The sequence below is a fragment of the Acinetobacter sp. LipI_15 genome (assembly GCF_058242865.1).
In genome coordinates this window covers 2213254-2227180 of sequence record NZ_JBZAYN010000001.1, presented here as the reverse complement: position 1 = coordinate 2227180, position 13927 = coordinate 2213254, and the positions used below count along the sequence as shown (strand labels likewise).

Sequence of the window (13927 nt, the reverse complement as noted above, 5' to 3'; positions counted from 1 at the left end):
ATCTACACTTGTATATTTAATAAGCTTTCTTTGCGCTTAAAAAGCGACACTTATCTGATGACGTAGCTCAAAAGGTATGCATAAAAACAAATGAATGGACAATAAAAATGGAAAAAAATCTCTGGATCAGGACACTTCTTTGTATGACAGTTACGGTGTCGCCACTTATTTTCGCAGCGACAACCACTGCACCCGTTCCACCCAATAGCCAGCAAGTCTTTTTTGTCGGCAATAATTGGGATGGTACGGTTACAGTGATCAATCCTGCAAAAAACTATCAGAAAGTTGGTGTCATCAATATGGTGCCCGACAAAAAACAACGCCTCACTGAAATTTACCTCAACCCAGTAAAATTAATCGCTTATAGCTATATTCGTAATACGGCAGGAGAGGGAAATGATCAATTGGTCGATGACATGTATTCCACACCAGATGGCAAATCGGTGGTTGCATCACGCCCAAGTTATGCAGATGTAGTCTCGATTAACATTGCAACGGGGAAAATCAATTGGCGCACACCCGTTGAAGGATTTCGAGCAGACCATATGGCGGTTTCACCCGATGGGCAACAAGTTGCTGTTTCAGCATCTTCAGGGAATGTTGTACATGTACTCGATATCAACACGGGCAAAGAATTAGGACGTTTTGCGACGGGCGATAAACCACATGAAAATATCTATTTTGCCAACGGTACTAAAATTCTAAATTCAGCCATTGGAAATGTCGAAACAGCCATGGATGCATCTTGGCAAGATTTTACTAAAGGCAAACGCTATATCACGATCGCAGATGCTCAAAATTATAAAGTCCTTAAAAAAATCGATTTTAGACCTGCTTTAGATGCCGTGGGACGAAAAGATCTGTCTAACTCAGTTCGACCGATTGTATTTAGTAAAGATGAATCCAAAATCTATGCTCAGGTCTCATTTTTTAATGGTCTGGTCGAATATGATCTCAATCAAGACAAAGTCACGCGCATTGCACAGCTTCCGGGAAGTACAACGATTGCCTCAGATCGCACCAAATGGGTGAATGACTCACGCCATCATGGGCTTTCAATCAGTGGTGATGGTGAAAAACTGTGTGTCGCAGGAACCATGGATGATTATGCCACTATAGTAGATCGTAAAACTTTGACCGCGGCGAAATTGATTGCTGCAGGTAAACCGTATTGGGCAACGCAAAGCCCAGATGGAAAACGCTGTGTCATTTCTGAAAGTGCCACAGATGCAGTAACCGTGATTGATTTTGCAACAGGTGAAAAAGTCATCACAGTTCCAGTTGGCAATCACCCACAGCGTGTTCGTTTAGGTTATGCACCAGCAGGATGGGGCAGTCAGTAAAACAGTTTAAATCAAAAGAAAATGGAAAAATCAGAGTCAAATCGGCTCTGAATTTTTTAATTGAAGAATATTTAGAGATTGGATCATGTATAAGAAATGGATTGTTCTAGGCTTAATGGTTAGCTTAATTTTATTGTTGATGATTCAGTTTTTAAAACCACGGCAACAGCACATAGAGCAGGAACAGATTCAACTAGATAAACAAAAAGTTCTTAACCCGCTTACAGTACAAACCACTAAAAATGCTTTAAATGATCAAAGTTCAAAACAAATACAAGAAAGACAAGATAAGGAAACGCACATCCAGTTATTACAACAACGTGAACAAGTATTTCAAGAATTTCAGCAAATAAATACGCAAATGAGTCAGGGGCAGCAGCCGAATCAAAATCAAGTACTCGCTTTACTCGAGCAACAATACAGATTGGTTGAAAAAGGCGTCGTGAACGTGGATGAAGCCATTTCATCTATTCAATATTTACGCCAAATACTGCCTGAAATGGATCGATTTTTAGATGGGCAACAAGCCAAACTAGAACAACTTAAAGATTGAATAAGGCGGATTAAATAAGCTTTTGAAGGTGAACAAACTTGAATAAAAATTTTTAACTGATGTTACGCAGTAACATCAAAGCGCAATTTGCTTCAAATAAAACAACGATACGCGGTAACGTCATCCGCAAGTGTTTAAGACAGGACTACTTCTAATCAAAAATGTTTTTGTGATGCTTTGAATAATTTGACGGTAGTGAACGAGTTTTGCGGATGACAATGGTTTTGGGTACTTTTGCCGAAACAAAAGTATCTCCAGCCGAAGGCTAATCTCTTTATTTAATCCTTAGATGTAAGACTCCGTCGAATAGGCTTAAAATTATTTTAAAAATGCGAAATTACTTTTATGTGCGTAACATCAGTTTTTAAGAAAAGAACAGGAGTCGAATAGCGCAGAAATAGAATAGTGAATTTTTTAGAATATTTTTGAATTGAGTTGAATGCTGAAAATTCATTTAATGACTTGGAAGATAAACACTCCGAAGATGCCGCTGCAAATGTCGTGACCCTGAACCCGATGAGTTCAAGGTGGACGCGACGTACACTCGCTGGGTTTCCCACTCGAGGAGGGCATACGCTCAGAATATACAGAACACATCCATAAGTTTAAGTATCGGCAGGGGATTAGACCTAGCTGGCGAACACCTCAGAGATGTGCTCAGTATAACGAATTCAGCGTTATTGGCAAATCACCAAACACTGACAAAGTGTTTAAAATGAAGCAATCGGGCAAAGTATAATCACTAAACCACCGATTAATCAGTCAATTCTTCCACTTGTTCCAAAATATTTTGCAACAAAAGTTCGCAGTTTGCATATTCTTGCAAACTCTTATTCATTGACAGGACTTCTTGCATTAACTCAAGTGCGACCATAATGATCAGCTTACTCGGTTCCATACGTGGCGCTTTACGACGAAATTCATCGTATTTGTCATTCAGTAATTGTGCTGCGCGTTCTAAATCTGCTTGTTGGTCAGAGGTCGTCGCTAAACGGAAACTATGACCTAGAACTTTTAAATCAACTGCAATTTGTTCACTCATGATCAAACTTCCTCATTACTTTCAGTCGGATGTGCCAATTGTTGAATTTCTTGCGCATGTTGATCTTGAGCTGTACCTAAAATAGCTAAACGTTGAATAATCGCTTCAACTTTTGCTTTAGCATGTTCATTTTTTTGTAATAAACGTTCACGTTCTTGCTGCAAACCTTGAATTTCTTGTTGAGCATGACGCTGTTCATTTTGCATCTTTTCTTTAACGATACGTAACTCATTACGCTCTGCTAAAATTTCCTGAAAACGATTTTTTAGATCAGTACAGCTTTTTTCGAGGCGGCTGTATCGGTCAGCCAAAGCAGTTGCATCAGTATTTAGCTGTTGAAGTTGAGCACGTGAATCAGTTAATTGCTCATTCAGTGTTTCAATTTCTTCTTGTTTGGAGGTGATAATACCGTTCTTATGTACAATTTGAGCATGATGCTGCTCATTAGATGAGTTTTTCTCATCTTGTAAGGCACCATTTTCGCTTTCAAATTGCGCCAGTCGCGTTTTTAAAACGCTAATATGCGCTTGGAGACGCTGTAATTCTTCTAACATAACGTAGTCGCACAGTCTTGCAAACAAAGGTAATATATACGAAGTATAGAGATTGGATAAGCGAATGCAAGACGATATTTCAGGTTGGTCAGATTGGTCCCAGAATTTTTCTAAAATTGAAGAAATTTCAAGCCCAAGTGAGTTACATGGTTTACTCACCGGTATAGTTTGTGTGTCACAACCACCGAGTCGTGAAGAGTGGCAACAAATTTTAGCAACGCTTGATGTTGCTGAATTAGATGAAGATGCATTGGCATTGTTAACTGAAGAAGCAGAAGATGTAGCTCATTCTCTTTCAGATGATGAACTCGACTATCTTCCTTTATTACCAGATGATGATCACTTACTTGGTGAACGTGTGCAAGCCTTGGCAGACTGGTGTGCAGGTGTGGTTCTTGGTTTTGGTTTAGCGGCAGGACATCTGCGTACCAATGAACAAGAATTGATTGAGCATTTACAAGATGTCGCTTCAGTAGAATTTGAAGATTCAGATGATGATGAAGAAGGTGAAGAAAGCTATCAGGAATTATACGAATTTGTTCGTTTAATCCCAGTAAGCCTGTCTATGGGACGTACCAAAGTAGATGTTTCAGAAACACCGTTGCTACAACTGAGTGCTAAAAATTCATCGGCTCAAGCGGGCAATGTGGTTGAAATGTTCACTCCACACCGTCCAAGTTAAGGCATTCTTTTTGCATTAATAATTAATAGATGATGGACTCTATCTAAGGAGTTCATCATCCTATTAAATCAATCATAGTCCAAACGTATAAGAAGCATATCCATGAAGAAATTAACTCAAGCAGATTTTCAGGAACGTCGTGACATCCTTGCAGGTGAAATGGGCTTACGCAGCATCGCAATTATTGCCACGAGCAAAGAAGCCATGCGTAATCGCGACGCAGATTATAAATTTCGAGCTGATAGTAGTTTCTTTTATTTAACAGGTTTTGCTGAACCTGAAGCGGTTGCAGTGATTGAAACCTTTGATAGCGAAGAAGAAGGTTATAGCTACGCTTTATTCTGCCGTGAACGTGACCGTGAAATGGAAATTTGGAATGGTTACCGTGTGGGTGTAGATGGGGCAGTAGATGATTATGAAGCCGATGAAGCTTATGCAATTGATTTGCTTGATGAAGAAATTTTAGAAAAATTACAAAATAAAGATAAATTGTTCTATCGAATAGGTCAGCAAGCTGATTTCGATGCACGTGTTGCTAAGTGGATTGCAACAGCGAGTGGTGAATCACGCAAAGGTGCGAGTGCGCCTGCACAAGTGATTCAGCTTGATCGTATTATTGATGAAATGCGTCTGCACAAATCTGAAGATGAACTTGAAATGATGCAAATCGCATCGGATATTTCAGCAGAAGCGCATACCCGCGCCATGCAAACGGTTAAACCGGGCATGATGGAATATGCACTAGAAGCAGAACTGAATTATGTCTTTGGTAAAAACGGCTGTGTACCGTCATATAACAGCATTGTCGGTGGTGGTGAAAATGGCTGCATTTTGCACTATGTGGAAAATGACAAAGAACTCAAAGATGGTGATTTGGTACTGATTGATGCAGCGTGTGAATATCAGCTATATGCCTCAGACATTACCCGTACCTTCCCAGTCAACGGTAAATTCAGCCCTGAACAAAAAGCGCTTTATAATGTTGTGCTCGATTCGCAAATTGCGGCGATTGATGCCGTGCGTATCGGTAACTCTTATAAAGAACCGCATAACGTTGCAGTGCGTATTTTAGTTCAAGGCTTACTGGATCTTGGCATCATGCAGGGCGATATTGACGAAATCATCGCAAAAGAAAGTTACCGTCAGTTCTATATGCATGGTACAGGTCACTGGCTGGGTATGGATGTGCATGACGTTGGTTCATATAAACAAGACGGTGAATGGCGTGCCTATGAAGAGGGTATGGTGGTGACTGTTGAGCCGGGTCTTTATATTGCGCCAGATGATGAAACGGTTGATGAAAAATGGCGTGGTATTGGTATCCGTATTGAAGATGATGTTGTAGCAACTCAAAATGGTCCACGTGTATTAACCGCTGCAGTGGTGAAATCTGTAGAAGAGATTGAAGCACTGATGACGAAAGCTAAAGCTGCTTAAGTTAATACACTGATGTTACGCAGTAACATCAGTAAAAAAGCCGGTCAGATGATCGGCTTTTTTTTATCTATAAGCAGTCATATAAATACTAATCATACAGACAATGTTAATTAGCAATGTAGTTGATTTTCTGATGTTAAGTTTTTACAAAAATTAGATATAAGTCTTTTAAAATTAATCGTATAAATTTTTTATTTTAATCATAATTATGGGCGTTAGAAAAGCTGGGGTGGTTATTCCCTTTAATGGCAATCAACAGGATATAGAAAGACTGGTAAATGATTGGCTGGTTTATTTTGAAGAAAACTCAAAATCTGCATTAGATATAGAGTGGCTGACGGATCATGTTGTTTGTATCAATAGTGCCGGATTAGCGCATTTTGCTTTTACTGAACCTGAAAAATGGAGCAGCTTGCTGAGCAGTGGGTTACCGATTAAATGGATGATATTCTTTGATTTTGCAGACACAAATTCAAGCTATAGCTATGCGCTTTATAAAGAGGGTGCAGAAATTAGATGTGTCATTCAAGCGGAAGAAGATGAACTTTACATGGATGGGCAAATACAAGATTTTGAAAAAGAATGGTTAAACTTTTCAACAAGATATTTATACGAATATGTTGAAAATGGCAAAATTCAAAAAAAATGGATGACTGATTTAAACAGTTTAAAAGAAGAGATCAATGAAGATTTGGAAAGCTATTATCAATATTATTATTTTAGCGAAAAGGATCATTTAATTTATCATACTCAATTGGTTCGGCTGTTATTGATTGAACTCTTTAAAATCTATGTCGGTTTTGAAATCTTTGATAGTGATTATAATCCAGTAAAGAAAATAAAGTTTAAGTATAACAATCAGCGTACTTATGATGATTATTTAAGTTTAGCATCAAGAGGGGATATTGCAGCCCAAATTAAATTGGGTGAAATGTATGAAATGGGATGCGGCGTCGAAAAAAATGATTTAACAGCACAAGGATGGTATCAAAAAGCGGTTGATCAAGGGGATGATGCGGCGATGCTGAAGTTAGCAGCGCTGTTGTTCAAAAAACCATGTAAAACAGAGGTTCATATTGCTTTAGATCTACTGAATCAGTCAGTGGAAAAGGGAAATATAAACGCAAGAACGGCCCTTGCTGAAATATATGAAAAGGGCGAAATTCTTGATCAAGATTATAATCTAGCTATGAACTTGTACAAGCAATCGGCAAAACAAGGCTGTGCAATTGCCCCCTATAAAATTGGTTTAATGTATGAGCTGGGTAATGGTGTAAATCTAGACTTAAAGATAGCAAAGCGCTGGTATCACCAAGCGGCGAATGCTTTTAATCAAGATGCAGAAATTCGATTACAGAAATTAATCCAGTATTTTAATGCTTAACTTCCTAAGCACCTTATTTAAATTACTGATGTTACTGCGTAACATCAGTTAGGCAGAATAACAAGGCACTTTTTATGAAGGGCGATGTGAATCATTTGAATGAGGAAGCTGATGCTTGAAATTAAAATGATCTGTGGTTGAGCCGGAAATTTAATCGGCTCAGTCATTTTTATTGTGATTTTAAGTGATTCGCTATTTTTTGAGATGAATATTTACGGCGAGAGATGATTTATTTTGTATTTATTCAGTGCAAATACCCGCAACAAATTTGTATTTCATTATAAAAAATCATGCCCTTGATGTAAGATAAAATCCATTACAGATTATATGTATTTCGAGTGAATTTCCTAAATTCGAATACTTGATAAAAAAGGAAGTAAGCATGCAGCAAGAAGTCATCATTGTCGGTGGTGGTATGGTCGGTTTAAGTCTGGCACTCATGTTGGCCAAAGCCAAAATTGGCGTAAAACTTTTAGAAGCCATTAAATACCCAAATTATGATGATGCAAACCTTGCGCCTTATCACTCTAGTTTTGATGCGCGAAACAGCGCCTTGTCACGCCGTACGGTGCAGATTTATCAAGAACTTGGTCTGTGGGATGCTTTGCAAGAACATGCCACGCCTATTTTAGAGGTGAATATTACAGAGCAAGGCAGTTTTGGTAAGGCACGACTAAAAGCAGAACAAGAAAAAGTCGAAAGCTTTGGACAAGTCATTGAAAATGCATGGCTCGGTCGTGTGTTGCTCACAGAAGTCAAAAAACAACCATTAATCGAATTAATTGATGGCGTGCAAGTGACTTCACTGACGCAAGATGCAGACCATGCCTATATTGAAGCAAAGCGTGCTGAAGAACAGCTCAAACTACAATCTAAAATTGTGATTGCCGCCGATGGCCGTGATTCATTCTGCCGTAAAGCCTTAGGTATTGGCGCATCGGTGCATGATTATGACCAAGTGGCGATTGTCACTACGGTGCAAACCTCTAAACCGCATGCTCATGTCGGTTTCGAGCGCTTTAGTCCACTTGGCCCGTTAGCGCTATTGCCACTTCCGGGTGAATACCGCCGCTCAGTGGTTTGGCCTGTTCCTAAAGGAACTGAAGGCGAGTGGATGGGTGATGAAAATGATCAGCACTTCTTAGATGCCTTACAAGAAACCTATGGCGACCGTGCAGGTAAATTCCAAAAAACGGGTAAACGTTTCAGCTTCCCATTATCCCAAGTGCTTGCAGAAAAACAAGCTGTCGGCCGTGTAGTGCTGATGGGCAATGCTGCACATACCATTCATCCAGTGGCGGGTCAGGGTTTTAACTTATGTATGCGTGATGCCTATGTACTGCGCCGTTATTTAACAGAGCAAAGTACCCAAGGTGCAGATTTGGGTGATGCAGCTATGTTGCTGGATTATGAAAAATCGCGCCTGACCGATCAGCAGCGGGTGATTAAATTCTGTGATTCAGTTGTACGTGGTTTTAGCAACCAGAATCCAATTTTAAAACTCATTCGCAATACAGGATTAGTTGCCTTTGACACCATTCCGGGGATCAAGCCTTTGGTCGCGAATTATGCAATGGGGCTAAAAGCATGAGTTTCAATCAAACAGATGTACTGGATGCTGTGATTGTCGGCGGTGGCTTGGTCGGTGGTTTAACGGCATTGTTATTGGCGCAGGGCGGTGTGCAGGCTACGGTATTGGATGCGGCACCTATATTGGATGCAGAAAAAACCAAAAGTATTGCGAATCCTCGAGTTTTGGCGCTCAGTCAAGCCACTATTCATTTACTCAAGACCGTGGGTGTTTGGGAAAAGCTTGCTCGTCAGCAGCCTTATACAGGCATGCAGGTGTGGAATAAAAATGGCTATGGCGAAATCAATTTTGGCCATGCTACAGAGCAAACGCCATCAGTTGAGCAAGCTTTAGGTTCAATGGTCGAACCAAGTGTTTTGAATTTAGCTATTCAAGAAAAAATGCTAGAACAACTAGAAGACTACCGAACCCAAGTCAAGGTAAGTCGAGTTGAGCGTGGCGTTGGTGTATGGATCATTCACCTCGCAGATGGTACCCAGCTCAAAACAAAACTGGTGATTGGAGCAGATGGTGCAAACTCATTTGTCCGTGAGCAAGCTTTCATCGATCTAGATGTCTTGGACTATAAACAGGCGGGTGTGAGCTGTGCAATTAAAACCGCCCAACCGCATCAGCATGTAGCGCGTCAAATTTTCTTAGAAACTGGGCCTTTGGCATTTTTGCCGATGGCGAGTCTGAAAAAAGAAGAAAGCGGTTATTGGCAATCCATTGTGTGGACCTTACCAGATGATTATGTCGATGAATATGTCGCTTTATCCGATGTGGAATTTACTGCGTTGCTCACTCGAGAAAGCCATCACATGCTCGGCGAGGTCTTAGAAGCAACGCCACGTGCCAAATTTCCATTGAAGGCACGAGCTGCACAGCAATACGTTCATGATGGTCTAGCGCTGATTGGAGATGCGGCCCATGTGATTCATCCGCTTGCAGGACAAGGCGTGAATATTGGCTGTTTAGATGCAGCAGTGCTTTGCGATGTGCTTTTGACCGATAAAAAACGGGGTGTATGGGCACATGAACAAAGTTTGAAGCGTTATGAACATCGTCGTAAAGGGCAAAACGATGCCATGATGCATAGTATGTCCGCAATTGGTTGGTTAGAAACTACTACTTTTTCTCCTGTGGTGTGGGCGCGAAACTTTGGTTTAAAACAAGTGGAAAATCAGACTGTTCTTAAAGATGCGTTTATGACTCAAGCCAATGGTCTGAGTATTTTAAAAGATACAATCTACGCAGCTTAGGTCAAAGTCTGATATTTTTTAGACAGTCGTATAAACAAGGTTACGATTTTGATTAAAAAAGATACGATTTTTTGATTGTGGGTACTAGTCGAAATGCTCAGAGATTGCTAAATTTCTGTTAATTTAAAACCAGCCATTCGCTGGCAAACAGAAGTCATTCGCGGGGAGAACACAATGACTGATATGAACGATTATGATGATCCAGAAGATTCAGTAGTTGATGAAGATGAAGCACAAGCAGCTGAAAAAGGTGCAGGTGACGCAGCTGATTCTGCCTCTGACGGTGACACCTCTGAAGCTGAAACATTAACAGTGACTGCAAAACTAAAACAACGTCAGGCGCTTGAAGATGAAGTTGCGGCGTTCTTAGCGCGTGGTGGTCGTATTACCGAAGTCCCTCCAGACGAATCGGCAAAAGATTAAAAATGAAAAAACACCACGTCATGTGGTGTTTTTTTGCTTCATTCGCTTGTGCGAGGCTGAAGGTCATTCATTTTTAAACTAAGCATGTTTAGTTATGACGTTGTGTAGTTATTTTAAGTCGTCTTTGGCTTCATATATTTACGACTGATCGCGTAAATAGGATAGAACACAAAATGCAGTAATAGCAAAAACATACAATTGATAATGAATGCAGCAATATACGGCGGTGCATGCATGGCCGCCACAGCAGCAACAAAAGATTGAAAAAGTAATACCGCACTTAAAATGACATAAGCCCAATAGCTATGCCTATCCCAAAATTGGCTCAGTTTGAGTAAATTACCGACTACAAAATAGAGGGAACAATATCCACAGACCATCGTAATCGCGCTATGATCGGCCGTCATTTGCTCGCCACTAATATAGTGCGGATAGGGTTGAATGCCAGTATAAATAATATGTGCAAGAGCCGTGAGCCAAACCAGATTAAAGAGAATGAACACCAGCGGTTTTTTGACAGACAGATTTATGGACATGTTATAAGCAACTTTTTTTCATTCTATTTAAATTATTGTATGGGATAGCTTATAGAGCCCGTAGGTCCCATAAGCGGTTCAAATTAAAAATAAAAAAAATTAAGCTTAATCGTTCGCTTGGGTTAACTCTAAAGCGCGTTGATAGGCCACTTTCTTTTTAATCCCAGTTAAATCTGCAGCCAACTGAGAGGCAGCTTTAACGGACAAGTCTTGAAGTAAACGCGTCAACAATTTGTCTAACTTTTCTTGCTCTAGGTCTTTTTCTTCGGTCGCACCACCAATTACCAAAACGATTTCGCCTTTTTGCTGATTGTGATCAGATTCGACAAAATGAACCAATTCACCTAAAGACATTTTTTTAATGGTTTCAAATGTTTTGGTAATTTCACGTGCAAAGCCCACGGGACGATCGGCACCAAAGACATTCGACATATCTTTTAGGCAATCCACAATACGGTGCGGCGCTTCATAAATAATCATGGTTTGAGTTTCGTCTTTCAGTTTTTCCAGTGCTAAAAGACGTTGTGACTGTTTAGACGGTAAAAAGCCTTCGAAACTAAAACGGTCACTGGGTAGGCCGACAGCACTGAGAGCTGCAATGGCAGCACAGGCACCCGGCACAGGAATGACACGAATATTTTTTTCTTGTGCAGCACGAACCAATTTAAAGCCGGGGTCACTGATCAAGGGCGTACCTGCATCACTAATTAGCGCCATATTTTCACCCTTTTCGAGGCGTTCAATGAGCTGGTCTATTTTGTTGCTTTCGTTATGGTCGTGGCAGGCGGTTAAAGGCGTATTGATACTAAAATGTTTAAGTAATTGTGCTGAAGTTCGTGTATCCTCGGCGGCAATAATTTTAACCGACTTCAATACCTCAATTGCACGATAACTAATATCATCTAAGTGCCCGATTGGAGTTGCAACAACAAATAACTGAGCACTCATAGGTTTCTCCATGTTGGATAATAAGAACAAAATTTTGGGTCTTTGCCTTTTAAGCAGTCTGTTTACTGCTGCACAGGCAGACGTCTTGGTCATTCTACCTGAATCTGGCCCTATGGCGCGAGCCGCATCCAGTATTAAGCAAGGTTTCAATAGTGCATATCAATCGTCAGACTACAAAGTACCCATTAAGTTTGTAGATTCAAATCAAAAGCAAATTGAAGCGATATTGAAGCAACAGGTCAATAAAAAAACTCAATTGGTGATTGGCCCTTTAGCACGCCAAGATGTTGAAGCACTTGTAAAAGCAAAGCCTAAAGTCCGCGTGTTGGCTTTAAATGAAACGACGAGCCAAATTCCAAACGTCTGGCAGTACAGTCTATCAAAACGTGATGATGCTTTAGCACTCCAAAAAGTCTTCGAAAAAGACAAATTAGCGCAAGTGTTAGTGTTACGTCAGCCTGCAACTGAGGCAGAACATGAATTATTGCTCATGTCTTTAATCAGCCAAAGTTCAGTGCCGATTCATGTGGTTGAACAGCTCCCAACGAAGCTGGACAAAAATCAAGGGGTGCTGTTGCTGGGCAATAATGAATGGTTAAACAGTCAAAAAAAACTACCTAAAGCAAAACTATATACCGTTGCCAATGCGATTGAAGCCACAAAGCCCATTCCTGTAGGGCTGAAATTTTGTGATGCACCTGCATTGCATGGCGCGCGTTGGCCTGACCTGATCCGAGCTTATGAGGAAAACCCAGTAGATATGCCATATCAACGTCTTTTAGCTTTTGGCGGAGACACATGGCATATCGCAAAACAATATTTGCAAGAACCGAAATTAAAAAGCATGGAATTTCAGGGGCGAACAGGACTAATCAAAATTAGTCAAAACAATATTCAGCGTGTTCCTCACTGCTATGAGCGAAGTAAAAAAGGCATCGTAGCGATCTCACTATAGGGATGAAACGATGCAGCTAAACTTAGAGCAGATGAATATAGGACAGATGAATCTGGGACAGTGGGCAGAACAGCAAGCGCTACGTTTGGTTGAGCAGCAAGGCTATGTACAGGTGCAACAGAATTATCATAGTCGTTATGGTGAAATTGATTTGATCGTCACACGTGGTCAAGAATTGGTGTTTATCGAAGTTAAAGCTCGTTCTCATACCCGTTATGCTCAAGCCATCGAAAGTATCTCTATTCATAAACAACGTAAGATGATGAAGACTGCGTTGCATTTTTTAAATGAACAGTCACATTTTCAAAATTATTATTGTCGCTTTGATGCAATTTGTTTTGATTTTTATCAGCACTTTGCAAAAACACTACAGCAAGACTTTTCTAAATACCCGTATCATCAGCAATGGATTGAAAATGCTTTTACTTTTGATCAAGAGTTGATTAATCTTTGATAAAACAAACTGTGTAAACGCATAGAAAAATACGTGTGGAAATTTGAGGAGTCGTGCTGAGTGGTTAAGCGTATTGCAATAACGATGCTTTGTGTCGCAAGTTTATCTGGCTGTGCGAGTTTTATTTCGAATGGAACAGGATCAGCACCTGTAGGAACTGAAAGCGGCGCACGCTCATTGGGACAAGTTTTTATTGACTCTTCCATTGTTCGAACAGCAAAAATTAACTTATATAAATTAGATACTCGTTTTAAACAGTCACGTGTCAATATTGAAAGTTTTCATGGCAATGTCTTATTGACTGGGCAAGTGCCAGATAATCATTTAAAAGAATTGGCAGAAGAAAATGTCCGTTCAATGAGTGATGTCAAAACTGTACATAACTATATTACAGTGGGTAATCAGATCAGCTATAGCACCATAATGCAAGATACTGCGGTCACTGCGAATACCCGTGGTTTGATTATGAAAGCGCCTGTGGTATCTGACAGCAAAGTACACATTCATACTGAAGATGCTGTTCTTTATGTGATGGGCCGTTTAAACAGTGCGGAAATCACAGACTTAAATCAAATCTTGCAACAAGTGGGTAATGTAACGCGAATTGTCACTTTAATCGATAATATTGATCAGAACCCAAATCCACAGGCACGTTCAATTAACTCAAGTTACACCACACCTGCTGTAGGTAATGTGCAACCTGAAGTACAAACGCCTGTAGCGATAGATCCGGATGCTGTTGATCCAAATGCTCAATAAAATGTCGGAAATGATGCTGTAAAAT

Annotated in this window: 15 protein-coding genes and 1 other RNA gene; 11 read left to right on the top strand and 5 right to left on the bottom strand. The window is 40.2% G+C overall.

Going from position 1 to position 13927, the window contains the following annotated elements; translation table 11 throughout:
* Window positions 1–143: 143 nt before the first annotated feature.
* Both AC4CU0_RS10670 and AC4CU0_RS10665 read left to right on the top strand, forming a co-directional pair.
* On the top strand, window positions 144–1343 hold the full coding sequence (locus AC4CU0_RS10670; RefSeq protein WP_490743121.1) for a YncE family protein: 1200 nt from the start codon (window positions 144–146) through the stop codon (window positions 1341–1343).
* Window positions 1344–1428: 85 nt separating this feature from the next.
* The gene (locus AC4CU0_RS10665; protein WP_490743120.1) at window positions 1429–1896 is read left to right on the top strand and encodes a hypothetical protein; all 468 of its coding nucleotides are present in this window, start codon (window positions 1429–1431) and stop codon (window positions 1894–1896) included.
* Window positions 1897–2368: 472 nt separating this feature from the next.
* Here the strand turns inward: AC4CU0_RS10665 and ssrS are convergent.
* The 3 genes from ssrS to AC4CU0_RS10650 all read right to left on the bottom strand — a co-directional run bounded on the left by ssrS (window position 2369) and on the right by AC4CU0_RS10650 (window position 3492).
* Window positions 2369–2551, bottom strand: a non-coding RNA gene (gene ssrS, locus AC4CU0_RS10660) — 6S RNA.
* Between the two features lie 99 nt (window positions 2552–2650).
* Window positions 2651–2938: a cell division protein ZapA gene (locus AC4CU0_RS10655; RefSeq protein WP_168378082.1), complete on the bottom strand. Its 288-nt coding sequence runs from the start codon at window positions 2936–2938 to the stop codon at window positions 2651–2653.
* Window positions 2939–2940: 2 nt separating this feature from the next.
* The gene (locus AC4CU0_RS10650; RefSeq protein ID WP_180135624.1) at window positions 2941–3492 is read right to left on the bottom strand and encodes a hypothetical protein; all 552 of its coding nucleotides are present in this window, start codon (window positions 3490–3492) and stop codon (window positions 2941–2943) included.
* Between the two features lie 64 nt (window positions 3493–3556).
* Between AC4CU0_RS10650 and AC4CU0_RS10645 the strand changes: the two genes are divergently transcribed.
* The 6 genes from AC4CU0_RS10645 (at window position 3557) to AC4CU0_RS10620 (ending at window position 10250) form a co-directional block, all read left to right on the top strand.
* A complete protein-coding gene (locus AC4CU0_RS10645; protein ID WP_490743119.1) occupies window positions 3557–4174 on the top strand; it encodes a UPF0149 family protein in 618 nt (205 codons plus the stop codon).
* A 102-nt stretch (window positions 4175–4276) separates the two neighbouring features.
* Window positions 4277–5611: a Xaa-Pro aminopeptidase gene (gene pepP / locus AC4CU0_RS10640; RefSeq protein WP_490743118.1), complete on the top strand. Its 1335-nt coding sequence runs from the start codon at window positions 4277–4279 to the stop codon at window positions 5609–5611.
* Between the two features lie 208 nt (window positions 5612–5819).
* A complete protein-coding gene (locus AC4CU0_RS10635) occupies window positions 5820–6995 on the top strand; it encodes a tetratricopeptide repeat protein (RefSeq protein ID WP_168378079.1) in 1176 nt (391 codons plus the stop codon).
* Window positions 6996–7377: 382 nt separating this feature from the next.
* A complete protein-coding gene (gene ubiH, locus AC4CU0_RS10630) occupies window positions 7378–8586 on the top strand; it encodes a 2-octaprenyl-6-methoxyphenyl hydroxylase (protein WP_490743117.1) in 1209 nt (402 codons plus the stop codon).
* Window positions 8583–9827 (top strand): FAD-dependent monooxygenase, encoded by a 1245-nt coding sequence (locus AC4CU0_RS10625; RefSeq protein ID WP_490743116.1) that lies wholly within the window; start codon window positions 8583–8585, stop codon window positions 9825–9827. Before ubiH ends, AC4CU0_RS10625 begins: the two co-directional genes overlap by 4 nt.
* 174 nt (window positions 9828–10001) lie before the next feature.
* Window positions 10002–10250 carry a hypothetical protein gene (locus AC4CU0_RS10620; RefSeq protein WP_078189169.1) on the top strand — a complete coding sequence of 83 codons (249 nt, stop codon included), beginning with the start codon at window positions 10002–10004 and terminating at the stop codon, window positions 10248–10250.
* A 113-nt stretch (window positions 10251–10363) separates the two neighbouring features.
* Here the strand turns inward: AC4CU0_RS10620 and AC4CU0_RS10615 are convergent, their stop codons facing one another.
* Both AC4CU0_RS10615 and rsmI read right to left on the bottom strand, forming a co-directional pair.
* On the bottom strand, window positions 10364–10786 hold the full coding sequence (locus tag AC4CU0_RS10615) for a hypothetical protein (protein WP_490743115.1): 423 nt from the start codon (window positions 10784–10786) through the stop codon (window positions 10364–10366).
* A 105-nt stretch (window positions 10787–10891) separates the two neighbouring features.
* Complete coding sequence (rsmI, locus tag AC4CU0_RS10610; RefSeq protein ID WP_078189168.1) at window positions 10892–11734, bottom strand: 16S rRNA (cytidine(1402)-2'-O)-methyltransferase; 843 nt, start codon at window positions 11732–11734, stop codon at window positions 10892–10894.
* A 10-nt stretch (window positions 11735–11744) separates the two neighbouring features.
* Here rsmI and AC4CU0_RS10605 point away from each other — a divergent pair, with 10 nt between their 5' ends.
* The 3 genes from AC4CU0_RS10605 to AC4CU0_RS10595 are packed head-to-tail and all read left to right on the top strand — an operon-like array spanning window position 11745 to window position 13902.
* The gene (locus tag AC4CU0_RS10605) at window positions 11745–12689 is read left to right on the top strand and encodes a penicillin-binding protein activator (protein ID WP_180170273.1); all 945 of its coding nucleotides are present in this window, start codon (window positions 11745–11747) and stop codon (window positions 12687–12689) included.
* Between the two features lie 46 nt (window positions 12690–12735).
* On the top strand, window positions 12736–13143 hold the full coding sequence (locus AC4CU0_RS10600; protein ID WP_078193291.1) for a YraN family protein: 408 nt from the start codon (window positions 12736–12738) through the stop codon (window positions 13141–13143).
* A 60-nt stretch (window positions 13144–13203) separates the two neighbouring features.
* Entirely contained in the window at window positions 13204–13902 is a 699-nt protein-coding gene (locus AC4CU0_RS10595) for a BON domain-containing protein (protein ID WP_078192932.1), read from the top strand.
* Window positions 13903–13927: the final 25 nt, after the last annotated feature.